The organism is Bradyrhizobium ontarionense, assembly GCF_021088345.1.
Classification (GTDB): Bacteria; Pseudomonadota; Alphaproteobacteria; order Rhizobiales; family Xanthobacteraceae; genus Bradyrhizobium; species Bradyrhizobium ontarionense.
This window is the reverse complement of the sequence record NZ_CP088156.1, coordinates 2,807,506-2,832,248: the sequence shown is the minus strand read 5'-3', so window position 1 is coordinate 2,832,248 and position 24,743 is coordinate 2,807,506. Positions and strand designations below refer to the sequence as shown.

Sequence of the window (24,743 nt, the reverse complement as noted above, 5' to 3'; positions counted from 1 at the left end):
GAGTGGCGCGCGGCAGCCGGCAGGGCGTCGGTCTACTTGGCGGCGACGACCATGATTTCCACCGTGTATTGCGGCGCGGCAAGCCCGGCCTCGACGGTGGCGCGGGCCGGCGTGTTGCCGGCCGACACCCAGCCGTCCCAGACGGCATTCATCTCGCCGAAGGTCTTGATGTCGGTGAGGTAGATCGTCGCGGACAACAGCTTCGACTTGTCGGTGCCGGCCTTGGCGAGGTGACCGTCGATGATGGAGAGAATGTCCTCGGTCTGCTTGGTCACGCTTTCGCCGGCCGCGTTCTGCGCCACGACACCGGCGAGATAGACGGTATTGCCATGCACGACGACCTGGCTCATGCGCGGGCCGGTTTCGAAACGCTGGATCGACATTGGAGGACTCCTGAAAAAGTCAAATCGGGGCCTCTCCCTAGCGCGTGCAGCGCGGCAGCGCCAGTCGGCAGAGGCAGGGCAGAGGCCCGCAAATGAGCCATTCTCCCGGCGATCGCATATGACTGAAGCTTGGGCCCGCAGTGTGCCCTCCACCGTCCTTCGAGACGCCCGCCTGCGGCGGGCTCCTCAGGACGAGGGCTGATTGCGGGGCGCGATCTGAAACCCTCATGGTGAGGAGCGCCGCTTTGCGGCGCGTCTCGAACCATGAGGCCCCAGTTCGCCGCAGGACGCGACCTTGCGTTGCTGGTAAAGCATCAGCACACGGTCAGCGGCCTTTGCCTATGCCGCCGCGGTGTCCGGGTGCAAGCAGGCCTTGCCCATGGCTGAGGCAAAGATGGGGCGTTTTCCGCGCTTGCACAGATATTTGAGACATGAAACATTCTCCGCGAAGTTCCTTTTTGAGATGGGCGGAGGGGCGTGATGCGGAACAGATTGATGCTGGCGGCGTGGGCTGCGATTGCGTTGGGAACGAGCGCAGCGCCGAGCTTTGCGCAGCAGACGATCCGCGTCGGCTGGACCATCCCGGCGGAGGAATCGAAATATTGGATGATGAAGCGTCCGACCGAATTTCCGGATATCGGCAAGACCTACAACATCGAATGGACCCAGTTCCAGGGAACGGCACCGATGACCCAGGCGCTGGCCGCCGGTGCGCTCGATTGCGCGACGCAGGCGCCGCTGTCGCTGTCCAACGGCGTGGTCGGTGGCGGGCTGAAGGCCTATATCGTCGCCCAGCACGTCTATGAAAAGCCCGGCGGGTTCTCGGTCTATTGGGCGGTCAAGGACGACTCGCCGATCAAGACCATCGCCGATCTGAAGGGCAAGACGGTCGGCATTTCCGTGATCGGCGGCGGCACGCAGGGGCCGTTCAACATGCTCCTGAAGCAGGCCGGACTCGATCCGGCGAAAGACATCAAGCTGGTCGAGGTCGGCTTCGCGGTGTCGGAAGATGCGCTGCGCCAGGGCCGCGTCGATGCCGTCAACATGAACCAGCCGTTCGCGGCGCGCGCCGAGGCCAAGGGCGGCACGCGCAAGCTGTTCCAGCTGTCGGAGGCGATGCCGAACATCGTGCACATCCTCGAGGCCTGCCGCGCCGACTTCGTCGATAAGAACCCGGAGCTGGTGAAGGCCTATGTCCGCGACATCACCGCCGGCATGAAGAAGGCGCTCGCCAACCGTGACGAGACGCTGAAGGTGGTGTCGGAGGTCATGAAGGCGCCGGTCGCTGTCATCGACACCTATCTGCTCAAGGACAATGATTTCGGCCGCGATCCGGTCGCAGCACCGAACTTCCCGGCGATCCAGAAGATGCTCGACATCTATGCCGAGACCGGCATGCTGCCGAAGCTCGACGTCGCGCAGTTCAAGCATCCCACGATCGTCGCGCCGATCCAGTAAGCGCCCTTGCGCGGAGTTTGTCGCCGATGAGGAAGCTGCGATCGCGCGTGACGGTGGAGGGGCTCGATCGCGCCCCGCACCGCGCCTTCATGCGCGCGATGGGGCTGGATGACGCCGACATCGCCAAGCCGATGATCGGCGTCGTCAGCCAGAAGGGCGAGCAGACGCCCTGCAACATGACGCACGACTTCCAGGTCGATGCGGCCAAGACCGGCATCTCCGAGGCCGGCGGCACGCCGCGCGAGTTCGCGACGATCTCCGTCTCGGACGGCATCAGCATGAACCACGAGGGAATGAAGTTCTCTCTGGTCTCGCGCGAGCTGATTGCCGATTCGATCGAGGCCGTGGTTCACGGCCTGGCCTATGACGCGCTGGTCGGCTTCGGCGGTTGCGACAAGACCTTGCCCGGCGTCATGATGGGCATGGTCCGCTGCAACGTGCCGTCGATCTTCATCTATGGCGGCAGCGCGCTGCCCGGCAAGTATCAGGGCAGGACGCTCACGGTGCTCGATTCCTACGAGGCCGTCGGCAGCTACATGACCGGCGAAATCGACGAGGCGACGCTTGAGGGCATCGAGCGGTCCTGCCTGCCGACCATCGGCGCCTGCGCCGGACAGTTTACCGCCAACACCATGGGCATGCTGTCGGAGGCGATGGGCCTGTCGATGGCGAACGTCTCGATGATCCCCGGCGTCTATGCCGAGCGCGCGCATGTGGCGCGACAGGCCGGCCGTCTGATCATGCAGATGCTCGCGCGTGGCGGCCCGCTGCCGCGCGATATCGTCACCCGCAAGGCGCTGGAGAACGGCGCCGCCATCGTCGCCGCGACCGGCGGCTCGACCAACGCGGCGCTGCATCTGCCGGCGATCGCCAACGAGGCCGGCATCCGCTTCACGCTCGATGATGTCGGCGAGGTGTTCGCGCGCACGCCGCTGATCGGCAATCTCAGGCCCGGCGGCAAGTACACGGCCAAGGACGTCTATGACATCGGCGGCGCTGCTGTGGTCATTCGCGCGCTGATCGAGAGCGGCCACATCGACGGCTCGTGCGTGACGGTCACGGGCCGCACGCTCGCCGAGGAGTATGGCTCGGCCAATGCGCCGGACGGTGAGATCGTCTTCCATCCGAACAAGCCGATCATTCCGGATGGCGGGGTCGCGGTGCTCAAGGGCAATCTCGCGCCGGATGGTGCCGTCATCAAGGTCGCCGGCCTGAAGAACCTTGTATTCGAGGGCCGTGCGCGCGTGTTCGAGGACGAGGAAGCCTGCGTTGCGGCGGTGCGCGCGCGCGACTACGGGGCGGGCGAGGTGCTGATCATCCGCAACGAGGGACCGGTCGGCGGCCCCGGCATGCGCGAGATGCTCGGCGTCACCGCGCTGATCTACGGCCAGGGCATGGGCGAGAAGGTCGCGCTGATCACCGACGGCCGCTTCTCCGGCGCCACCCGCGGCATGTGCATCGGCTATGTCTCGCCGGAGGCTTTTGTCGGTGGGCCGTTGGCGCTGGTGCAGGATGGCGATCCGATCCGCATCGATGCGAGAGCGCGGACGCTCGACGTCCTGCTCGACGCGCGTGAGCTTGCGGCGCGCCGCGCGTCCTGGTTGCCGCGTCCGCCGCGGCATCGGGCGGGGGCACTGGCGAAATATGCCAAGCTGGTCGGTCAGGCGCCGCTTGGCGCCGTGACCCATGAGGGGCCGGCCGAGTGGCCCTGGTTCGATCAGGAGCAGGAATGAGCCGGGGAGAACGACGATTGGCAGGGTTCTTGCTAATTCTGCTATCACGAGCCCTGTCATTCCGGGGCAATCGTCAATGCGCAGACGCGAAGCGGGTGCGCGTTGATGATTGAACCCGGAATCTCGACATTGTCGAGACTGGACGCAAGGCAATTTCGGGATTCCGGGTTCAAGGCCTGCGGCCTCGCCCCGGAATGACGGTGGTTGTGACGTCGTGGGACTGATCTGCGGGCATTCGTCATGCCGGATATGGATATTACGGAGCGTTTGAGCGTGCTGCATCGGAAAGAGAAGCCGACATGGGCGTGACCCCGGTCCGACCTGATCAACTCGCGGGCGTCCCGCTCGGCCGCCGTCCGGCCGGTCCGATCATCGAGATCGATCGCGTGTCGCAGGTCTTCAAGACGTCGTCGCGCCGCGACCATACCGCGCTGTTCGACATTTCGCTGACGGTCGAGGAGGGCGCGTTCGTCTCCATTCTCGGACCGTCGGGATGCGGCAAGTCCACACTGCTCTACATCGTCGGCGGCTTCGTCAGTCCCACCGGCGGCGCGGCGAAAATGAAGGGCAAGGCAATCACCGGTCCTGGTCCGGACCGCGGCCCGGTGTTCCAGGAGTTCGCGCTGTTTCCCTGGAAGAGCGTGCTCGGCAACGTCATGTATGGTCCGCTGCAGCAGGGGATGAAGCCGGCGAAAGCCGAGGCGCGTGCCCGGGCCCTGATCGCCATGGTCGGATTGACCGGCTTCGAAAAATTCTATCCGAAGGAGCTCTCCGGCGGCATGAAGCAGCGTGTCGCGCTGGCGCGCACGCTCGCCTATGGACCCGAAGTGTTGCTGATGGACGAGCCGTTCGGCGCGCTCGATGCCCACACGCGGACGCGGCTGCAGAACGACCTGCTGGAGATCTGGGAGCGCGATCGCAAGACCGTGCTGTTCGTGACGCACTCCGTGGAGGAGGCCGTGTTCCTGTCGGACAAGGTCGTGATGATGTCGCGCTCGCCCGGCCGCATCCGTCAGGTGATCGACATCGATCTGCCGCGGCCGCGGCGCCGTGAGGAGCTGCTGCTCGATCCGCGCTATCAGAAATACATCGTCGAGATCGAGCGGCTGTTCGACGCGTCGGGCGACAACGAGCTGCCGTCATGAACGGGCTTGTGAAGCGGCTGGCTCCCGTGCTGGCCTGCTGCGGTCTGCTGCTGGCGTGGCAGCTCGCCTCGCTCGGGCTCAAGAACGACAGCTTCCCGACCGCGCTGGAGTCGCTGCGCGCGATCCCGCCGATCCTCACCGACAAGGAAGCGCTGATCAACATCCTGGCCTCGCTGCGGCGGATGGCAATCGGCTTTGCGCTGGCGATCGCGTTCGCGATTCCCTTGGGGCTTCTGATGGGACGCAGCCGGTCGACGGCCGCGTTCTTCAATCCGCTCTTGATGTTGATCTATCCGGTGCCGAAGGCGGCGCTGATGCCGATCATCATGCTCTGGCTCGGCGTCGGGGACATCTCCAAGACGCTGGTGATCTTTCTCGGCGTCAGCCTGCCGGTGATCTATCACAGCTTCGAAGGCGCCAAGGCGGTCGAGGAGAAGATGCTGTGGTCGGGCGCGGCGATGGGCATGCCGGCCGGTGAGCGTCTGCTGCGGATCGTGCTGCCTGCGGCGTTGCCCGAAATCCTGACAGGCTGCCGCACCGGTCTCGTGCTGGCCCTGATCACGATGGTCACGAGCGAGATGATCGCGCGTCAGTCCGGCGCCGGCAATATCCTCTTCAACGCGCTCGACATGGGCCAGTACGACACCGTGTTCGCGATGATCATCATCATCGGCGCGATGGGCATCTGTCTCGACGCGGCATTCGAAGTTGTCCGCCGCTGGCTGGTGCGCTGGTCCGAGCCGCAGTTCGACTTGCCCCTGAGCTTCTCATGACGACCACGCGGACGACGAACGACCTGCTGCTCGGAGCCGCGCCGATCGCGCTGGTCCTGCTGGTGTGGCAGGGAATCGTCTCCTTCGGCTACGCGCCGGCCACGCTGCTGCCGCCGCCGGCGCAGGTGTTCCTGCGCATGGGCCATCAGCTCGCCAGTTCCTCCTTCCAGCAGGACATCGCGGCGACGCTGTTCCGGCTGTTTGCCGGCTTTGCGATCGCGGTCATCATCGGCGTCGCCACGGGAATTGCCGCCGCGGTCAGTGCTCCGGTCGACGCCGTGATCAGGCCGATCGTCCGCGTGTTGGCGCCGCTGCCGAAGGTGGCGCTCTATCCCGCCTTCCTGCTGCTGCTCGGCTTCGGCCACGAATCCAAGATCATGCTGGTGGCGGCGGACGCGCTGTTTCCGATTCTGCTGTCGACCTATTACGGCGCCAGGATCGTCGAGCAGAAGCTGATCTGGTCCGCGCTCGCCGCCGGCACGCCGCCGCGCGACGTGTTGTGGAAGGTGGTGCTGCCGGCGGCGATGCCCTCGATCCTGACCGGATGCCGCATCGGTCTCGTCATTTCCTGCATCGTGGTGTTTCTCGCCGAGATGATCACCTCGACCGACGGCCTGGGCCATGTGCTGGTGACGGCGGCGCGCACGTTCCAGGCGGTCGACATGTTCGTGCCGTTGATCACGATCTCGCTGCTCGGCCTGATCCTCAACGGCCTGCTGCAGGGCCTGCGCGCTTATCTGCTGCGCGGCTTCCCCTCAGTCTGATAAGACCACGAACAAGAATCGGGAGGACAGACCATGCTGGCAGATCGCATCGAGGCGAAATGGATCGACGCATTCTGCGAGATCTTCGAACGCTGTGCTGTCAAGGCGGGGGACACCGCCGCGATCCTGTCGGAGACGCAGTCGCGCGCGCTCAACGTCCATCTGGCGGAATTGGCGCTGCTGCGGATGGGCGCGCGTCCGTTCCATGTCGTGGTGCCGACCCCGCGCAACCGCCACCCGGTGCCCGTGCGCTCCACCGGCGCGTCGGAGGCGATCGGCAAGCTCGGGCCGGTCGTCACGGCCCTGCAGCAGGCTGGCTTCGTCGTCGACTGCACCATCGAGGGGCTGATGCATGCGGTGGAGACGCCGGAGATCCTGAAAGCAGGCGCCCGCATCCTGGTGATCTCGAACGAGCATCCGGAAGCACTCGAGCGCATGGTACCGGACTCGGCGCTGGAGAAGCGCGTGCGTGCCGCCGCCAAGATGCTGCGCGGCGCCAAGCGGATGCGCGTGACCTCGAAGGCCGGCACCGATCTCGACGTGATCATGGAGGGGGCCTCGACCGTCGGCGTCTGGGGCTGGACCGATCGTCCCGGCACCTTGGCGCATTGGCCGGGCGGCATCGTCGTCAGCTTCCCCAAGAGCAAATCGGTGAACGGCACCATCGTGATGGCACCGGGCGACATCAACCTCACCTTCAAGCGCTACCTGAGTTCGCCGGTGACGATGACCCTGCGCGACGACTACGTCACCGCGCTGGACGGCGAGGGCACTGACGCCGCGATGATGCGCGCCTATCTGGCGTCGTGGGGTGACCGCGAAGCCTATGCCGTGTCCCACGTCGGCTGGGGCATGAACCCCGGTGCGCGCTACGAGGCGCTGTCGATGTACGACCAGCGCGATACCAATGGCACCGAACTGCGCGCCATCCCTGGCAACTTCCTGTTCTCCACCGGCGCCAACGAGTTCGCCGGCCGCTACACCGCCGGCCATTTCGACCTGCCGATGATGGGCACCACGATCGAGCTCGATGGTGTCGCCGTGATCAAGGACGGCGTGCTGCAGGACGTGTTCGGGTAGATCACCAGCCGCTGTTTTGGCGTACCTGCAGCGTCGAACTCCGCCGTCATTCCGGGGCGTCCGGCGAGCCACAGCGAAGCTGTGGCTCGGAGGGCGAGCCCGGAATCCATCGTGCAGCGTCATCTGCCGTGAGATGGATTCCGGGCTCGTGCTGCGCACGCCCCGGAATGACGGAGGAGAAATCTCGCAATCGTCTCGCATCGCCGGATAGGGGCAAAGTCGCCGCCGCGACGGGAGCAGCCCGCCAAAGGCATTCCGTGGTCCGATGCATCCTATTCGCGCTCGAATTCTGAAAAAAATAAATACCTTGCGATTTTTCGGAATTCATGATTGTCTGTGCGCATCCCGCCTCACTGCGGAGGGGCGTTGCGCGCGATCGTCACGACACGCGAGGCGGGGAGCGATGGCCGCGGTCTTGCCGCAGCGTGTCTTCGGATGCGCCGACGAACGGCAGGGCTGCGGACGTGAAGTCGCAGCGTCCTGACACCCCGATGCTGGTGTCCAGCGCAATGCGCGAAAGCGCATTGTCGCCATGGTGGCCAACAAGCCCGGCGCACCAGGGAGACTGCGTATAAACGTGAAGACCGTCGCGCAGGGAATGCCGGATGACCGGCAGCACCTGTGGTACCTGCCGCCTGCATTCTTGTTAGCAGGCGGGCCATGGGTGAGGCCTTCACCCGGCATTCCCTGCGCCCTCTGCATGTTTGCGAGGGACGAACTGATTGCAAGGCTCGGGCGCAACACGCCGCGAGAACGCGATATCGTATCCTATGCTGTTTGAGATGTGAATGAGATGCGCGCCGAGCAACGGTGCCGTAGGGTGGGCAAAGCGGCCGCCCGCAGGGCGGTCGCGTGCCCACCGTCCATCCGCGCATGCGGAGCAAAATGGTGGGCACGGCGCGCGACGGAGCGCGGCATGCGGCGCACAGTATCGCATGCGCGCCTTTGCCCACCCTACGGTTTGGGCGATGCCGGCGCAACGATCCGCCTCATCGCCTTCAATCCACCACAGGCGGCCGCGCCAGCTTGAAGTGGCGGAGCATGTCGACCAGCGCGCCCAGCCGCTGCTCGCGATAGGCGGCGACGTCCATGCCGGAATAATCGAGGAAGCCGGCGCCGGTGCGCAGGCCGATGCGGCCCTCGGCCATGTTCTTTTCGATGACCTCTGGGGCGCGGTAGCGGTCGCTGTGCAGCGCGCCTTCGAGATAGCGGCTGGCGTAGTACAGAATGTCGCCGCCACCCCAGTCGATGAATTCGAGCAGGCCGAGCACGGCGTAGCGGAAGCCGAAGCCGTAGCGGATCGCCTTGTCGATCTCCTCGGCGCTGGCGACGCCCTCGCCGACCATGCGCGCCGCCTCGTTCATCGCGAGCGCCTGGATGCGCGGCACGATGAAGCCGGGCGTGGCCGCGCAGACGACCGGCACCTTGCCGATGCCTTCGAGCAGCGCCTTCAAGCGGGCGGTGACGTCAGGATCGGTCGCTTGGCCCGGCGAGATCTCGACCAGCGGGATCAGATAGGCCGGGTTGAGCCAATGCGCGTTGAGGAAGCGCTCCGGTCTCTCCACCGCGCCCGAGAGATCGTCGACCAGAATCGTCGACGTCGTCGAGGCGATGATCACGTCGGGCGCGACCGCGCGCGACGCCGCAGCCAGCACCTCGCGCTTGAGGTCCACGATCTCCGGCACGCCTTCGAACACGAGCGTGGTCTCGGCGAGCACATCGCCGCTCGCGCCGGCTGGCGCGACGGTGACCTTGCCCATCAGCTTCTCGGCATCAGTGGCCTGCAGCAGTCCCAGCCGCGCCAGCGTGGTGAACGTGGCCTTGACCTCGCCGAGCGCCTCGCTCTCCAGCTTCGCAAACTGCTCGGATGTGCGCGCCTTGATGTCGATCATCGTCACCGGATGGCCGGCATAGGCAAACGCGACGGCGATGCCGCGGCCCATGCGGCCGGCGCCGAGACAGGCGATGTGACCGCGCGGGCTCATGACGCAAATCCGTCGCGCAGCAGGGCCTGCAGCGCGGTTCGGTCGAGTCCGCCGAAGCCGAGGCTGGCGAGGGTGCGCCCGGTGGCCATGAAGTCCTCGCCGCAGATCGCGCCGCCGATAGCTAGAAAGGCCCGGGCGAGCGGCGTCGCGGTGCCGGTCAGCCCGGCGGCCGAAATCAGGAACGACAGGCCGAGCCGGAGATCCTCGCGCATGTAGCGGTGCTGCGTCAGCACCAGCTGCTCGCGCCAGTCGCCGGAATCGGTCAGCCGGTCATGCGAGCCACGGCCATACATCCAGACTTCACCTTCCTTGGCGTAGTGATGGGCCAGCGGAAAGTGCGGCGCGCCGTAGCCGAGCGCCTCGCGCACCGCGATCCGTTCGGCATCGAGCGCGTCGGTGACCCGGCGGATCGAAGCTTGCGTGCCTTCCTTGTGGATGTCCCAGCGCTCGAAATGCTCGATGGGACCGGCGTTCATGATGATCAGCGGCGGATGGATGATGCAGCCGGCATTCATCAGCGCGCCCGACAGCGCATCGCCGCACGGCTCGATCACGCCGGGAAAAGCGCGGCCGATCACCGCGAGCGCATGCTCCGCTGTCCTGAGAGGAAACACGCCGACCGGGAGCCGCTTGGCGCGGATGGTGATCGCGACCTCGAACGGCCCGTGCTTGCGCGTCAGCCAGGGCAGGGTGCCGGTCTCGGCGTAGCTGACGTTAGCCTTGTTGCCGGCATCGTGCGCGGCCGCCGCAAAGATCATCGTGCCGAAGGTGGCCGGCGGCAGGAACACGACCTGGCCATCGGCGAGGTGCGGCGCGAGCTGGCGCGCGATAGCTCCTTGCGCGAACGCCGGCGCCGGGCAAAGGATCAGCTCGGCACCGCTGACAGCTTCGCCGATCTCGGTCGTGACCAGCGCGAGCCTGGCCTCATGTCGGCCGTTGAGGTCCTTGACGATGATCGTCGAGCCTGCTGCCTTGTGCTGGGCGACCAACTCCGCATCGCGGCGCCACAACCGAACCTCGTGGCCCCCGAGGGCGAAATCGCCTGCGGCCGCAAAGGAGCCGTTGCCGCCGCCCAGCACTGCTATTCTCAAGATCGTCTCTCCATTTCGAAACCGACGTTCACGCTCATTCATTTGGGTCCATCGATCTGGCGCAGCACATGGTGCTGGACCTTGCCGAGCGCGGTGCGCGGCAGGTCGTCGACGAACACGATGTCGCGGGGCACCTTGAAGCGCGCGAGCTGCGACTGCAGATGCGCGCGCAACGTCTCGGCGTCCAGCGAACAGCCCTGGCGCTTCACGACGAAGGCCACCGGGACTTCATCCCAGCGCGGATCGGGCCGGCCGATCACGCCGCATTCGACGACGTCGGGATGCTCGCCCAGCACCCGCTCGATCTCGGCGGGGTAGACGTTCTCGCCGCCGGAGATGATCATGTTGTTCTTGCGCTCGAGCACCCAGAAGTACCCCTCCGCATCGCGCCGCGCGATGTCGCCGGTGCGATACCAGCCGTCCTGGATGGCCTGCTGCGTCGCCTTGGCGTTACCCCAATATTCGTAGAACACGTTGGGGCCGCGCACCTCGATCTCACCGGCAACACCCGCTGCAAGTTCATCGCCATCTCTGTCGATGATCTTCGCCTCGCAGCACAAGCCGGGAAGCCCGGTCGAGCCGGTGCGCGAGAGGTCGCCGCCGAGCCGCGTGTAGATCGCGATCGGGCAGGTCTCGGTCGAGCCGTAGACCTGCAGCACCGGCACGCCGCGCGCGATGATACGATCGATCAATGCCGGCGGCACGATGCTCGATCCGGTGGCCACGGCCTTGAGCGACGACAGGTCAGCGGTCGCCCAGCCCGGATGCTCCGTGACGGCTTGAATCGTCGCAGGGACCAGCACGGTCAATGTCGGACGCGCGGCGGCGATCGTCGCGAGCGTCGAATCCGGGGTGAAGCGCGCGTGGAGCGTGACGGTGGCACCATAATGCAACGCCGGCGTGGTCTGGATGTTGAGGCCGCCAACGTGGAACAGCGGCAACACGGTGAGCACATGATCGTCGGACGTGAGGCCATGCATGTGCTGGCTCATCACGCCGTTCCACAGCAGCGCCTCCTGGCGCAGCACGGCGCCCTTCGGCCGGCCCGTGGTGCCCGAGGTGTAGACGATGAGCAGCGGGCAGGAGAGATCGATGTGCGGGTTGCGGTCATCGCCCCGGCCGCGGGTCAGCAACTCGTCGATGATGAGTCCGTTGGAGGGGACGAAGTCGATTCCGACTGGCGCTGTCTCTGGAGGCAGCGCCGGCAGCACCGGCGCGAACGCCTGCTCCAGCACCAGCACCTTGGCCGCGGCATCCGAGAGAATGAAGACCTGCTCGGCCACCGCGAGACGCCAATTGAGCGGCACCAGGATCGCGCCGAGCCGCGCGCAGGCATAGAGCAGGACCAGGTAGTCCGGCCGGTTGAGGCTCAGGATCGCGACCCGGTCGCCGCGGCCGACGCCGAACTCCGATTTCAGCGCCCGGGCCATCCGCGCGATGCGGTCGCTGAACTCCGCATAGGTCAGCGTCGTGCCTTCGAAATGGATCGCAGGCTTGTGCGGCGTGAACGCGGCGTTGCGCTCGATCAGGCTGCAGAGGTCCACGCTCAGTCGTCCGTCTCGCCGGGCTCGTACAGCGCCTCGCGGCCGATGCGGTCGAGGCAGAGCTCGGCGGTCCAGGGCAGCATCAGCGAGCCGCAGCGGCTGTCGCGATAGATGCGCTCCAGCGGCAGCGTCTTCAGCATCGACTGCCCGCCGCAGGTACGGATCGCGAGCGCAGCCAGCTCATTGGCGCCCTCCATCACCGAGTACTGCGCGGCATAGGCGCGCAGCACCTGCTCCTTGGTCGGATTGGCGCGCGCCTCGGTGACGGCCTGGAACCAGATGCCCTTGATCTGCTCCAGCTTGATCTGCATCTGGGCCACCGCGATCTGCTTGGTCGGATACATCCGCCGCTTGACCGGCGGCATGCCGGGCACTTCGCCGCGAAGATATTTGAGGGTGAAGTCATAGGCGGCCTGCGCCAGGCCCATATAGGTCGGCGACAACGTCATGAACATGTGCGGCCAGCGCAGCGCAGCCTGGAAGTAGACGCCGCGCGGCATCAGGGCGGCGTCCTCCTCGACGAACACGTCCTTGAACAGCAGCGTGCGCGAGACCGTGCCGCGCATGCCCAGGGGATCCCAGTCGCCGACGACGGAGACGCCCTCCGTCTTCGCCGGCACCGCAAGATAGAGCGTGTTGCGGCGGGACGCCTTCTCGCCCTCACTGACCTCGGTGCAGAGCACGCCGTAATAGTCGGCATGTCCGGCGAGCGAGGCGAAGATCTTCTTGCCGTTGATCAGCCAGCCGCCCTTGACCGGCTTGGCCTCGGTGCCGAAGGCGACGCCCCCGGCCGCGGCCGCGCCGCCTTCCGAGAACGGCTGCGAGTAGATCGCGCCGTCATCGATGATGCGCTTGTAGTGGATCGCGCGGCGGCGCTCGTGCGCGGCGCGCATGGTGTCGTCCATGTCGAGATCGTCGGCGAGCGGACCGGACCACAGGGTCGAGCAGACATGCATATTCCAGGTCAGCGCGGTGGCGCCGCAATAGCGGCCGATCTCGGCGGCGGCGAGTGCATAGGTCTGATAGCCGGCCCCGAGGCCGCCCTGGGCTTTGGGAACGGAGACGCCGAGCAGCCCGGCGCGGTGCAAATCCTTGTAGTTCTCGGTCGGAAAAATCGCGTCGCGATCATAGCCTGCGGCGCGGCCCGCGAGCACGCTCTGCCCGAGTTCCCTGGCGCGCGTGATGATGTCGGCCTGCACGGCCGTGAGCCTGTAGGCCGCAGGATCGAACATCGGCGCATCGAGCGCCTGACCTGCGGCGGATACCGCCTTCTCGACCTGAATGGTCATGGTGCCTCCACAGCGGCCGCCGTTGCGTGGGTCAGGAAGACAGCGAGCGCGGCGTTGAATTCATCGGGCCGCTCGAGATTGACGAGATGGCCGGCGCCCTGAAGCTCGACATAGCGGCCTGAGGGAATGAAGCTCGCCATCTTTTCCATCATCGCCGACGGCGCATTGCGGTCCCTCGAACCAGAGAGGACCAGGGCCGGCACCAAGATCTCCTTCAAAGCCTCTCGCCGGTCGAAGCCGAGCAAAGCCAGCATGCTGGCGCGATAGCTCGCCTCGGGAACGCCGGCCATGCAGGACGTCGCAAGTTCGAGACCATGCGGATCGGGATCGTCGCCGACGAGTTCCTTGACCAGGGCCGGAGCCAACGACGCCATCGTGGCGCCACGGTCGAGCGGGCCAAGGCGCGCCTCGATGAACGACTTCTGCCAGTCGCCGTCGGCCTTGCCGAAAGCGGGACTGGTCTGCGCCAGCACCACGGCGGCCGCAGCTTGTGGATGGGCCATCAGCCACTCCTGCACGATCATCCCGCCGATGGAATGACCGACCAGGATCGGCTCACGGGCATCGATCTGGATCAGGAAGTTCTGAAGCGCGGCAGCGAGTGTGGTGATGCTGACTTTGTCGAGCCGAGCGGATTGGCCATAGCCCGGCATGTCCCAGGCCATCGCATGGTAGTACTTGCCGAAATGTTCGAGCTGGCCGCGCCATGCGCGCGCCGCACCGCCGATGCCGTGCAGGAACACAACGGCTTGCCGCTCGGGCGCTCCCGACGCCTCATAGCCGAAGCGGCCGTCCTTCGTGGTCAGGATTTGCGAAGCTGGCACGCAGACCTCCGAGGTGCGCCGTGAACGGCAACGTTGCTTGCACGGGGCTCATGAACGCTAGCCGCGGCGGGCGGGGTGTCAAGTCGCTTCGGGCGCGTTGTTGCAAAAATTTGAAGTTTAAAATAAATTCCGCGCAGAGACCTGCAGGTGAGGCACGAGGAGGCGCGCATGTCCGGACTTCCTGAAGCGGCGCATGCGATCGTGACAGGCGGTGGCCGAGGTATCGGCCGCGAGATTGCGCGAGCGCTCAAGCAAGCCGGCGCAACCGTGACGATCGTCGGTCGCAACCGCGCAACGCTCGATGAGGCCGTGACGCAGGGATGCGCCGATCATGCGGTCATTGCCGACGTCGCCGATCAGGCGGCGCTGAATGCCGCTTTTGCCGGCGCGGCAGCGCGACAGCCGATCGACATTCTCGTTGCCAACGCCGGGAGTGCGGAATCCGCACCTTTTCTCAAGTCCGATGCCGCGCTGTTCCGCCGCATGATCGACGTCAATTTCATGGGCGTCGTGCATGCCGTGCAGGCCGTGTTGCCTGCCATGAAAAGCAGGCCGTGTGGCCGGATCGTCGCGGTCGCTTCGACGGCAGGTTTGAAGGGCTATCCCTATGTCAGCGCCTACACCGCGGCGAAGCATGCGGTCGTCGGTCTCACGCGATCGCTGGCATTGGAGTTGGCAACGACGCGCGTCACCGTCAATGCGGTATGCCCGGGCTTCACCGATACGGATCTCGTGGCCGATAGCATCGACACCATCATGAAGAAGACCGGGCGCAGCCGTGAACAGGCCATCGCCGAACTCGCCAAGCACAATCCGCAGGGGCGGCTGATCGCGCCGCAGGAGGTCGCAGACACCGTGCTGTGGCTGTGTGGCACCGGTGCGGGCGCCATCACCGGGCAGGCGATCGCGGTGGCGGGCGGCGAAGTGTAAGCGGCTTGGCCGTAGCCCAATCAGAACAGTCGAACAGAGGAAGCTATCATGTCGAGACCGGCCAATCCCGTCACCTTGCCGTTGGCGGACTACAAGCCCAGCCATTTCCTGCTCGCCGTCAAGGACCGCGTCGCGACGGTGACCTTGAACCGGCCCGAGCGCAAGAACCCGCTGACCTTCGAGAGCTATCGCGAACTGACCGATTTCTTTCGCGCGTGCGCCTTCGACGACGATGTGAAGGTGGTCGTCGTCACCGGAGCGGGCGGCAATTTCTCGTCCGGCGGCGATGTGTTCGAGATCATCGGCCCGTTGGTGAAGATGGACACCAAGGGACTGACCGCCTTCACCCGGATGACGGGCGATCTCGTCAAGGCGATGCGCGCCTGTCCGCAGCCCATCGTGGCGGCCGTCGAGGGCATCTGCGCCGGTGCCGGTGCCATCGTGGCGATGGCCTCCGACATCAGGCTCGCGGCGACCGGCACCAAGGTCGCCTTCCTGTTCAACAAGGTCGGTCTCGCCGGCTGCGACATGGGCGCCTGCGCGATCCTGCCGCGCATCATCGGCCAGTCCCGCGCCTCCGAGCTGCTCTATACCGGCCGTTTCATGAGTGCCGACGAGGGCGAGCGCTGGGGTTTTTTCAGCCGCATCGTCGCGCCCAGCGAGGTGCTGGCGCAGGCCGTCGCCTTGGCAACAGAGATCGCGAACGGTCCGACCTTCGCCAACACCATGACCAAGCGCATGCTGGCGATGGAATGGGCGATGTCGGTGGAGGAAGCGATCGAGGCCGAAGCAGTTGCTCAGGCCTTGTGCATGACGACCGAGGATTTCAATCGCGCCTTTGAAGCCTTCGCCGCCAAGTCGAAGCCGGTCTTCCAGGGCAATTGAGCTAACGAACGCAACCGCGCCGACGATACGTTCGGCTTCGGGGGCGTGTTTTCCGACGAGCTGAAGGTTAAGGCTAAGCCGAAAACGCGGGCCGAGCTGAAGGCCGAGGCTGCGAAGCCGCTTGCGGCGGAGTGAGGCTCCATGCCACGCTGTCGGCCGATATGTCCAGTATGAGTGGAGTAGAGGGCGATGAAGGCGATCGTCGTTGGTGGCGGTATCGGCGGATTGACGACGGCCCTGATGCTGCGGGCGCGCGGTATCGACTGTGAGCTGTTCGAGCAGGCGGATGCGATCCGCGAGCTCGGCGTCGGCATCAACACCTTGCCGCATGCGATCCGCGAGCTCGCCCAGCTCGGGCTGCTCGACCGGCTGGATGAGGTTGCGATCCGCACCTCCGAGCTGTTCTACCTGACCCGGCGCGGCCAGGAGGTCTGGCACGAGACCCGCGGGCTCGACGCCGGCCATGACGTGCCGCAATTCTCGATCCACCGCGGCCGGCTGCAGAGCGTGATCCACCAGGCGGTGGTGGAGCGCCTTGGCCATGCGAAAGTCCACACCGGCTGCCGGCTCGGCGCCTTCACCCAGGACGAGGGTGGGGTCACCGCCTATTTCTTCGACCGCTCCGGCGCCCATGTCCACACCGTCCGTGGCGATGTCCTGATCGGGGCCGACGGCATTCATTCCAAGGTCCGGCAGACGCTGTTCCCCAACGAGGGCGCACCGTGCTGGAACGGCCTGATGCTGTGGCGCGGCGCCACCGACTGGCCGGTGTTCCTCACGGGGCGGTCGATGGTCATCGCCGGCGGCCTCAATGCCAAGGCGGTGATCTACCCGATCGCGGAAGGCTCGAGCCCCGCGACCCGTCTCACCAACTGGGCCGTGCTGGTGCGCATCGGCGATGCCAACACCGCACCGCCGCGGCGCGAGGACTGGTCGCGGCTCGGCAAGGCCGACGAGCTGATGCCGCATGTCAACGGCTTCTCCATTCCCCAGGTCGACTTCGCCGCGATGGTGCGCGCGACGCCGGAATTCTGGGAGTATCCCTGCTGCGACCGCGATCCGCTGCCGTACTGGTCGAGCGGCCGCGTTACGCTCTTGGGCGACGCCGCCCATCCGATGTATCCGGTCGGCTCCAACGGCGCCTCGCAGGCCATTCTCGATGCCCGCGCGCTGGCCGATGCGCTGGCTCGCTCCGAGCATCCGCGCCAGGCGCTGATGGCCTATGAGCAGAAGCGGCTGCCGATGACCGCCGAGATCGTCGCCGCCAACCGCCGCGGCGGCCCCGAGGGCGTGATCGACGCGGTCGAGCAGCTTGCGCCGCAGGGCTTCACCGACATCAACACCATTCTCAACTACGAGGCCCGCGAGGGCATCGTGCGCGGCTATGCCAGCCGGGCCGGCTTCGCCGCGCGAATGGTCACGCGGCAGGCGTCGTAGCTGGGCCTTCCGGCACCATTTGTGAGGCTGCCCCTCACCCCAGCCCTCTCCCCGTAAGGACGGGGAGAGGGAGCGCACCGCATGCTGCGCGACAGTTCGAAAGCTAACGCCTCAGCTGACTTAAGCCGCCGGAGGCGGCGGCAGGAAGTGGATGTTGTGCTCGGCGGCGAGCTTCACCACGTCGTCCGGGTTCTGCTCGCGCATGTTGTGGATCGCCCAGAACAGCTCGTAGAGCCGGCGCGTCGGCGACACCCAGAACAGCGTCTTCGCGGTCTGCTGCGACTTGTTGAAGATGCCGTGCGGCTTGCCCATCGGCAGCCGCACCGTGTCGCCGGCGGTCGCAAATTCCTCGGCGCCGTCGAGGAAGAAGTCGAGACGGCCTTCGAGGATGTAGAGATACTCGTCCTGATCGGGATGGATGTGCGGCGGCACGAAGGTGCCGACCGGGAAGGTCGCGTGCCAGGAGAAGCTGTGCTCGGTGCGGTTCTTCGGCACGTAGATCTGGCCGAGGATGTTCCAGGAGATGCCCTGGATGCCCTCATTGGCCCGGGTGATGCCGGCGATTTCCGGATGGCTCATGTTGGTTTCGCTCCCTGTTGTTACTTGGCCGCGCAGTCCTTGGCGTAGCGGTCGCCGTAGTTCTCGAACACCTTCTGCACGATCTCGGTCTGGAACTTGCCGTCCGGCCGCTTGGCGACCTTGGTCAAATAGAAGTCCTGAATCGGGTAGCCGTTGGTGTTGAACTTGAAGCCGCCGCGTAGCGAGGTGAAATCGGCCTTCTTCAGTGCGGCGGACACCGCGTCCTTGTTGGCGAGATCGCCGCCGACCGCCTTCACGGCGCTGTCGATCAGGAGCGCAGCATCATAGGCCTGCATGGCGTAGGTGCCGGGCACGCTGTTGTAGGCGGACTCATAGCCGGCGACGAACTTCTTGCTTTGCGGATTGTCGAGATTGGGGGCCCAATCGGCGCCGCCGAACATGCCGACCGCCGCATCCTGCTGCGCCGGCAGGGTGGATTCGTCGACGGTGAAGGCGGACAGGACAGGGATGGTGTCGGCGAGGCCGGCTTGCTTGAACTGCTTGACCAGGTTCACGCCCATGCCGCCGGGCATGAAGGTGAACACGGCGTCCGGCTTCTGCGAGGAGATCTTGGAGAGCTCGGGCTGGAAGTCGAGGGTGTTGAGCGGAACGTAGGATTCCTCGACGATCTCGCCCTTGTAGTCGATCTTGAAGCCCGCGACCGAATCGCGTCCGGCCTGGTAGTTCGGCACCAAGAGATACATCCGCTTGTAGCCGCGGTCCTGCGCGACCTTGCCGAGGATCGCGTGGACCTGGTCGTTCTGGTACGAGGTCACGTAGAAGAACGGGCTGCATTCCTTGCCGGCATAGCTGGAGGGGCCGGCATTCGGGCTGATCAGGAAGGTCTTGTTTTCGGTGACCGGGCGATGAATCGCCTGCAGCATGTTGGAGAAGATCGGCCCGACGACGAAGTCGACTTTGTCGCGCTCGAGCAGGCCCTTCACCTTGGTGATCGCAGCATCCGGCTTCAGCTCGTCGTCGGCGACGACCACCTCGACCTCCTTGCCGCCCATTTTGCCGCCGAGATCCTTGATGGCGAGATTGAAGCCGTCCCGGACCTGCCCGCCGAGCGCGGCAGCCGGTCCTGACAGGGTGACGATGACGCCGATCTTGATCTTGTCGGCGGCCAGCGCCGGCTGCGCCATGACACAGGCGATCACGCCAAGGCCGGCCAGCTTCCAACTCACTCTCATGACAACTCCCCCGGATGCGGAAATTCAGGTTTATGTATTTTGAACCTGACCAGATGCCTGGATCAGGCCGCAGCTTGGTCTCAAGCCTAGTCTGACGACGGCCTCAGCCGCAAGCGAGCTGCTGGCGCGAGCGGCAGTTTCGGCACGCATGCAAGCGCCGCGCCAATTGCTTGAAGGTTAAAGGAATTGCCGCTCCTCGTTCTCCAGCGTGACGACGGTACGTTTTTCCTTGCTCCCGGAAGCTCCTGAAGGTCAAACTCACGAGCCTCGCCCGACGGGGCAGCACGTGTGCATGTGATTCCGTCATGACTCTGGATTCCGAGACCAAGGCCGTCGAGCTGCCCGAGGATCACGCCGAGGAGCTGCGGCTGTGGCTGCGGCTGCTGACCTGTACGACGCTGATCGAGGGCGAGATCCGGGGCCGGCTGCGCGAGCGCTTCGACGTCACCCTGCCGCGTTTCGACCTGATGGCGCAGCTCGACAAGGCGCCCGACGGCATGACCTTGTCCGATGTCTCCAAGCGCATGATGGTGTCGAACGGCAACGTCACCGGGCTCGTGGAACGCCTCGTCGAATCCGGCCATCTCGACCGCCGCACCTCGGACACCGATCGCCGTGTCCAGGTGATCCGGCTGACCAAGCTCGGCCGCGCCGAATTCCGCAAGATGGCGACCGAGCACGAGACCTGGATCGCCGACATTTTCGGCGAGCTCACGCCGAAGGATGTCCGCGAGCTGATGCGGCTGCTGGCCAAGACCAAGGGATCGGCGCAGAAGGCCGTGAAGCGCCGGCAGGATTGAGGCCGGGCTGTCGCATCGTCGAAGGCCGCGCCGCCACCGCGCGCGGCAAACGCTCAAACAATTTGCGGGCAGTGCACAATCTTCGGCTCTTGCGTCCGAATGTTTTAAGTCTAAAATGTTTAGGACTGAAATGTGCCGGGCGTCTTTCCTTTCAGACAGGAGCGTGTGATGGCCACTGCCGCCAGTGTTCAGATCCACGACAAGGCTCAACTTCCGGACAGCGCAAGCGCGAAGGCGCATAGCGCCCACATCGATACGTTTGCTCAGGACCATCTGCCGCCGCGCGAGCTGTGGCCCGATTTCGTGTTCAGCCGGCCCGAATTCCAGTATCAGCCACGGCTGAACTGCGTGACGCATTTCGTCGACCGCTGGGTCGCGGAGGGGCGGGGCGATGCGCCCTGCATGATCAGTTCTGAAGTCAGCTACACCTATCGTGAGCTGCAGGTGCTGGTGAACAAGATCGCCAACGCGTTGGTCGGCAGGCTCGGCCTCGTGCCCGGCGGCCGCGTGCTGCTGCGTTCCGCCAACAATCCGATGATGGTCGCGACGTATCTGGCCGTCATCAAGGCCGGCGGCATCGTCGTCGCCACCATGCCGCTGCTGCGCGCCAAAGAGCTGTCCTATCCAATCCAGAAGGCGCAGATCGCGCTGGCGCTGTGTGACGGCAAGCTGGCCGACGAGATGGAAAAGACCCGCGCGGTCGCGCCGGCGCTGAAGCAGGTGGTGTACTGGGGCAACGGGCAGGCCGACGCGCTGGAGGCGCTGATTGCCGACGCCAGTCCCGAGTTCACTGCGGTCGATACCGCCTCCGACGACCTCTGCCTGATCGCCTTCACCTCGGGCACGACGGGGGACCCGAAGGGCACCATGCATTTCCACCGCGACATGCTCGCGGTGTGCGACGGCTACGCCCGCAACGTGCTGCGCGCCAATGAGAACGACCGCTTCATCGGGACGGCGCCGCTGGCCTTCACGTTTGGATTCGGCGGCGTGCTGTTCCCGATGCATATCGGCGCATCCTACGTGGTGCTGGAAAAGACGGCGCCGGATGACCTCCTGGCTGCCATCGAGCGCACCAAGGCGACGGTCTGCTTCACGGCACCGACCGCCTATCGCGCCATGTTGAGCAAGCTCGAAGGCCGTGACATTTCGTCCTTGCGCAAATGCGTCTCCGCCGGTGAGACCTTGCCGAAGCCGACCTTCGACGCCTGGCTCAAGGCCACCGGGCTCAAGCTGATGGACGGCATCGGCTCGACCGAGATGCTGCACATCTTCATCAGCGCGATCGAGGACGAGATCCGTCCGGGCGCCACGGGCAAGCCGGTGCCGGGCTACGAGGCCAAGATCGTCGACGATGAGGGCCGCGACGTGCCGCCCGGAACGATGGGGCGGCTCGCGGTGCGTGGCCCCACCGGTTGCCGCTATCTCGCCGACGAGCGCCAGCGCAAATATGTCCAGAACGGCTGGAACGTCACCGGTGACACCTATGTGATGGATGAGGACGGCTACTTCTGGTACCAGTCCCGCTCCGACGACATGATCGTGTCGTCCGGCTACAACATCGCCGGCACCGACGTCGAGGCGGCGCTGCTGACCCATCCGGCGGTCGCCGAGTGCGGCGTGGTCGGGGCGCCCGACGAAGCGCGCGGCATGGTCGTGAAGGCTTATGTCGTGCTGGCACCGGGCGCGGAAGGCACGCCGGCGCTCGTGACCGAGCTGCAGGAGCATGTCAAAAGCGAGATCGCGCCGTACAAATATCCGCGCGCGATCGAGTTCGTGACACAGCTGCCCAAGACCGAGACCGGCAAGCTGAAGCGTTTTGCCCTGCGGCAGATCGCGCAAGCCGCAGCCGCGTCCGGTACAGCCGTGTAGCAGAGACAAGGAGAGACGCTCGTGAGCACGACCAAAGCGCCCACGCTCGCCATGGCGAAGCCGGATGAGGCGGGCCTGCGCGTGCTGCAGCCGAGCGGCTGGCCGATGCCGAAGGGCTATGCCAACGGCATCAGCGCCGAGGGGCGGATCGTGGTCACCGGTGGTGTCATCGGCTGGGACCAGAACGAGAAGCTGGCCGATGGCTTCGTGGCGCAGGTCCGGCAGGTGCTGGAGAACATTGCTGCTGTTCTGGCCGAGGGGGATGCGCGGCCGGAGCACCTGGTGCGGCTCACCTGGTACGTCGTCGACATGGACGAGTATCTTGGGAATCTGAAGGATCTCGGCAAGATCTATCGCGAGATCTTCGGTAGCCACTATCCGGCCATGGCGCTGGTGCAGGTGGTGCGGCTTGTGGAGAAGGCGGCGCGGGTGGAGATCGAGGCCACCGCGGTGGTGCCGCGCTGAGGCCCACTCCGACACGGAGGTTGCGAGATCATGTCCCGGTTCAGGAACCAGACCCGCCTTCGTGCCTTCTCCTCGATGGCACGATTGATCTTCAACGATTTCCGCGAGCCCGCGGCCGCCGAGGCCTACGACATTGCGCTCGACTATCTCTGGCGCACCGGCGCCGTGCGCGATCAGTTCAAGACCTATAAGTTCCTCACCGCTGAGATCTCCCGCATGGTCGATCGCGGTCAGAGCAACCGGCTCTGGATGGCCAATCTCGCCATCGCGGCCCATCAGCGCCGCTTCGTTGATGCACACGCGCCGCCCGTCAGTGCCTGATCCGATCGGGCGACGCCGGGCACGGTCATCACGATGCGGGTGCGCTTGCATGCGTCCCTCCTCGGGGAGTTTCTCGGGCTTGGACAGTTGGAGCCGAGCAGGGCGGCGCGCCGCTCAGGCGCGATCTCGACCGAAGCCGAGCGTGCGCCAGCGTGATCTCGCGGCGCAGACGCGTCCGAGCTTTGCTGGTCGGTCACCCTCTTGAAATCGAGGGCGCAGGGAAGGCCGGGTGTCCACCACACCCGCGGCCCCCGTGCGGAGAAAATGCACGGGGCAGGAACCACAGGTGGGCCGAACATTCCGGCCTTCCCTGCGCGATGGTCTGACGGCTTATACGTGGTCTCCCTGGTGCGCCGGGCTTGTTGGCCACCATGATCCGCGCGATGCGCTGAGCATCGTCGCGAACGTGATACCAGCATCGGGGTATCAGGACATCACGACTTCACCGTACGCCGCCGCATCACTCGTCCGCGCGAGATGCGCATGATGCAATAGCGTCCACCGCAACCTGCCTCACGTATCGTGACGACGCGTACGCCCCTCTTCGACGAGGCAGGATGGGCGCAAGCATCGTTGTGATTTGCCCGACGGTGCAAGCCGAAATGCATGCGACATGGTAACGCGACGGGCAATCACACAGGGATCACAGATCCGGTTTCGGGCGTGGCATGGACGGCGCTGATGGGCCTGCTGTCGAACGAAAGGCCAGAGATCGCCACGCGGCAGACAAAAACCTGTTCGACCGTGGCAGCGCAGTGGCGCGTGGGAAGCAAGGGGACGGATCGTGGATTGGAAACTGGTCGCGACGACGGCGGTGGCCGCGTGCATCGGCGCTGCCGTCGGTGTGCTGGCAATGGCGAACGCCGGCGTCGGAGGCATCGAGCATCCGGCGGACGCGAAGATGCTGGAGATGAGCGTGGCGATCCTGCGCGAGCCGGCCAGGGTGGACGATGATCCGATGCGCACATGGGCGATCAGGGTCGTGGAGAAGAAGTCGGGTGTCAGCTTCACTGACGCGCAAAAGGCGGTCCTTCTGAAGAAGGGGCCTGGCCGATAGCACGCCTGACGCGATCCGTGCGCGGCGCTTGCGCTTGATCGATGCACCTCGAGGGCGCGATGGGATTTGACCAGAGGCGCCGACGATCGCGAATGCCGCTCGTCCATGCGAGCGGGCAGGACGTGACGTCGATCTCCGCCGTGATCCAAGAGCGCGACATCGCAGGTGTGGCCACAGGTGGAAATGCCGACCAGGGGTTGCGCAAGCGCCGAGATTCTCGCTAACCTGCGCGCCTCAGGAGGCGCGAGAATGGCATCTCGGCACATCTTTGTCAGTGTCGGCGCGACGGCCAATGAGGAACAGGAAGCATTCGTTCGTGCCGTCGAAGATCGACTGCGAAGCGAAGGGCTTGTCCCGCAGACCGTAGGTCGGAACACCTTCAGCTCCGACGCTCCGCTGAAGAAGATCGTCGAATTGCTCGACGGCTGTCAGGGCGCCGTCGTCATAGCCCTTGAACGCTCGTTCTTCCAGTCGGGTGTTGAAAAACGCGGTGGCCCGCATGAAGCCCAGCTGGTCGACGTCAAGCTGCCCACGCCGTGGAATCACATCGAAGCGGCGATGGCGTACAGCCGGCGGCTTCCGCTGATGGTTCTCGTCGAGACGGGGCTGAAGAGCGAAGGACTGCTGGAGCGTGGATATGACTGGTTTGTGCAGTGGGTCAGGCCAGTATCATCGGCGTTGACCACCAACGAATTCAACGGCGTTCTCGCGGACTGGAAATCAAAGGTGGAGGCGTACCATGCGACTGCGGTCGGGGGAGGCGATCATTCGTTGGCAAGATCGCCGGCCGATCTCACTGTGCGAGAGTTGATCGATGGTCTGCGCCCGGCGCAGCTCTGGAGCATGCTCGCTGGTCTCGCAGCCCTGGCAGCGGGGGCCTTCGTGCTTGGTGCAAAACTGGTCGGAGCCGGTTAGCGTTTCGATGCCGGAGACCCGCAACTCCGGGCATGCCGTGACCGTCTTGAACGTTGTCCGCCGGCAACCGAGCTGTCTCAAATCCGAAAGAATATCGGGATAGACTTTTCAGGCGGTGCTTTGAACCAGGCTGGATCGGTTGGGACTGCGGCTTTTCCTGCACCACGCGGAGCGGCTGGCCGATGACAGGTCGATCGGGGATCCGAGACCGGGATACGAA

Annotated in this window: 23 protein-coding genes; 15 read left to right on the top strand and 8 right to left on the bottom strand. The window is 65.5% G+C overall.

The window, feature by feature from the left end:
- Positions 1–32: 32 nt before the first annotated feature.
- Entirely contained in the window at positions 33–383 is a 351-nt protein-coding gene (locus tag LQG66_RS12780; RefSeq protein WP_231326572.1) for a RidA family protein, read from the bottom strand.
- A gap of 480 nt (positions 384–863) precedes the next feature.
- Between LQG66_RS12780 and LQG66_RS12775 the strand changes: the two genes are divergently transcribed.
- The 6 genes from LQG66_RS12775 to LQG66_RS12750 all read left to right on the top strand — a co-directional run bounded on the left by LQG66_RS12775 (position 864) and on the right by LQG66_RS12750 (position 7,336).
- Positions 864–1,841: an ABC transporter substrate-binding protein gene (locus LQG66_RS12775; RefSeq protein ID WP_231326571.1), complete on the top strand. Its 978-nt coding sequence runs from the start codon at positions 864–866 to the stop codon at positions 1,839–1,841.
- Between the two features lie 26 nt (positions 1,842–1,867).
- Positions 1,868–3,574 (top strand): dihydroxy-acid dehydratase, encoded by a 1,707-nt coding sequence (gene ilvD, locus LQG66_RS12770; RefSeq protein WP_231326570.1) that lies wholly within the window; start codon positions 1,868–1,870, stop codon positions 3,572–3,574.
- 299 nt (positions 3,575–3,873) lie between these two features.
- Positions 3,874–4,719 carry an ABC transporter ATP-binding protein gene (locus LQG66_RS12765; RefSeq protein WP_231326569.1) on the top strand — a complete coding sequence of 282 codons (846 nt, stop codon included), beginning with the start codon at positions 3,874–3,876 and terminating at the stop codon, positions 4,717–4,719.
- The gene (locus tag LQG66_RS12760; protein ID WP_231326568.1) at positions 4,716–5,492 is read left to right on the top strand and encodes an ABC transporter permease; all 777 of its coding nucleotides are present in this window, start codon (positions 4,716–4,718) and stop codon (positions 5,490–5,492) included. Before LQG66_RS12765 ends, LQG66_RS12760 begins: the two co-directional genes overlap by 4 nt.
- A complete protein-coding gene (locus tag LQG66_RS12755) occupies positions 5,489–6,256 on the top strand; it encodes an ABC transporter permease (RefSeq protein WP_231326567.1) in 768 nt (255 codons plus the stop codon). Before LQG66_RS12760 ends, LQG66_RS12755 begins: the two co-directional genes overlap by 4 nt.
- A 33-nt stretch (positions 6,257–6,289) precedes the next feature.
- Complete coding sequence (locus LQG66_RS12750) at positions 6,290–7,336, top strand: 2,5-dihydroxypyridine 5,6-dioxygenase NicX family protein (protein ID WP_231326566.1); 1,047 nt, start codon at positions 6,290–6,292, stop codon at positions 7,334–7,336.
- Positions 7,337–8,334: 998 nt separating this feature from the next.
- Here LQG66_RS12750 and LQG66_RS12745 read toward each other — a convergent pair.
- The 5 genes from LQG66_RS12745 to LQG66_RS12725 are packed head-to-tail and all read right to left on the bottom strand — an operon-like array spanning position 8,335 to position 14,069.
- Positions 8,335–9,321: a 3-hydroxybutyryl-CoA dehydrogenase gene (locus LQG66_RS12745; RefSeq protein WP_231326565.1), complete on the bottom strand. Its 987-nt coding sequence runs from the start codon at positions 9,319–9,321 to the stop codon at positions 8,335–8,337.
- Positions 9,318–10,412, bottom strand: coding sequence for an NAD/NADP-dependent octopine/nopaline dehydrogenase family protein (locus tag LQG66_RS12740; RefSeq protein WP_231326564.1), 1,095 nt, complete (start codon positions 10,410–10,412; stop codon positions 9,318–9,320). Before LQG66_RS12740 ends, LQG66_RS12745 begins: the two co-directional genes overlap by 4 nt.
- A 38-nt stretch (positions 10,413–10,450) precedes the next feature.
- Positions 10,451–11,956, bottom strand: coding sequence for a class I adenylate-forming enzyme family protein (locus LQG66_RS12735; RefSeq protein ID WP_231326563.1), 1,506 nt, complete (start codon positions 11,954–11,956; stop codon positions 10,451–10,453).
- 2 nt (positions 11,957–11,958) lie between these two features.
- Positions 11,959–13,245, bottom strand: a complete 1,287-nt coding sequence (locus LQG66_RS12730; RefSeq protein ID WP_231326562.1) for an acyl-CoA dehydrogenase family protein — start codon at positions 13,243–13,245, stop codon at positions 11,959–11,961.
- On the bottom strand, positions 13,242–14,069 hold the full coding sequence (locus tag LQG66_RS12725; RefSeq protein WP_231326561.1) for an alpha/beta fold hydrolase: 828 nt from the start codon (positions 14,067–14,069) through the stop codon (positions 13,242–13,244). Before LQG66_RS12725 ends, LQG66_RS12730 begins: the two co-directional genes overlap by 4 nt.
- Positions 14,070–14,237: 168 nt before the next feature.
- Between LQG66_RS12725 and LQG66_RS12720 the strand changes: the two genes are divergently transcribed.
- The 3 genes from LQG66_RS12720 (at position 14,238) to LQG66_RS12710 (ending at position 17,321) form a co-directional block, all read left to right on the top strand.
- Entirely contained in the window at positions 14,238–14,999 is a 762-nt protein-coding gene (locus tag LQG66_RS12720) for an SDR family NAD(P)-dependent oxidoreductase (RefSeq protein ID WP_231326560.1), read from the top strand.
- Positions 15,000–15,047: 48 nt separating this feature from the next.
- Positions 15,048–15,884 carry an enoyl-CoA hydratase family protein gene (locus tag LQG66_RS12715; protein ID WP_231326559.1) on the top strand — a complete coding sequence of 279 codons (837 nt, stop codon included), beginning with the start codon at positions 15,048–15,050 and terminating at the stop codon, positions 15,882–15,884.
- 189 nt (positions 15,885–16,073) lie between these two features.
- Positions 16,074–17,321: a flavin-dependent oxidoreductase gene (locus LQG66_RS12710; protein ID WP_231326558.1), complete on the top strand. Its 1,248-nt coding sequence runs from the start codon at positions 16,074–16,076 to the stop codon at positions 17,319–17,321.
- Positions 17,322–17,441: 120 nt separating this feature from the next.
- On the opposite strand, the gene LQG66_RS12705 is transcribed toward LQG66_RS12710, so the two are convergent.
- Entirely contained in the window at positions 17,442–17,900 is a 459-nt protein-coding gene (locus tag LQG66_RS12705) for a cupin domain-containing protein (protein WP_231326557.1), read from the bottom strand.
- 20 nt (positions 17,901–17,920) lie between these two features.
- Positions 17,921–19,093 (bottom strand): ABC transporter substrate-binding protein, encoded by a 1,173-nt coding sequence (locus LQG66_RS12700; protein WP_231326556.1) that lies wholly within the window; start codon positions 19,091–19,093, stop codon positions 17,921–17,923.
- A gap of 305 nt (positions 19,094–19,398) precedes the next feature.
- Here LQG66_RS12700 and LQG66_RS12695 point away from each other — a divergent pair, with 305 nt between their 5' ends.
- The 6 genes from LQG66_RS12695 (at position 19,399) to LQG66_RS12670 (ending at position 24,523) form a co-directional block, all read left to right on the top strand.
- Positions 19,399–19,893 (top strand): MarR family winged helix-turn-helix transcriptional regulator, encoded by a 495-nt coding sequence (locus LQG66_RS12695; RefSeq protein WP_231326555.1) that lies wholly within the window; start codon positions 19,399–19,401, stop codon positions 19,891–19,893.
- Between the two features lie 168 nt (positions 19,894–20,061).
- Positions 20,062–21,765, top strand: coding sequence for a benzoate-CoA ligase family protein (locus tag LQG66_RS12690; protein ID WP_231326554.1), 1,704 nt, complete (start codon positions 20,062–20,064; stop codon positions 21,763–21,765).
- 21 nt (positions 21,766–21,786) lie between these two features.
- Positions 21,787–22,230: a RidA family protein gene (locus LQG66_RS12685; protein ID WP_231326553.1), complete on the top strand. Its 444-nt coding sequence runs from the start codon at positions 21,787–21,789 to the stop codon at positions 22,228–22,230.
- Positions 22,231–22,260: 30 nt separating this feature from the next.
- Entirely contained in the window at positions 22,261–22,551 is a 291-nt protein-coding gene (locus LQG66_RS12680) for a hypothetical protein (protein ID WP_425601310.1), read from the top strand.
- 784 nt (positions 22,552–23,335) lie between these two features.
- Complete coding sequence (locus LQG66_RS12675) at positions 23,336–23,608, top strand: hypothetical protein (RefSeq protein ID WP_231326552.1); 273 nt, start codon at positions 23,336–23,338, stop codon at positions 23,606–23,608.
- Between the two features lie 249 nt (positions 23,609–23,857).
- On the top strand, positions 23,858–24,523 hold the full coding sequence (locus LQG66_RS12670; protein ID WP_231326551.1) for a hypothetical protein: 666 nt from the start codon (positions 23,858–23,860) through the stop codon (positions 24,521–24,523).
- Positions 24,524–24,743: the final 220 nt, after the last annotated feature.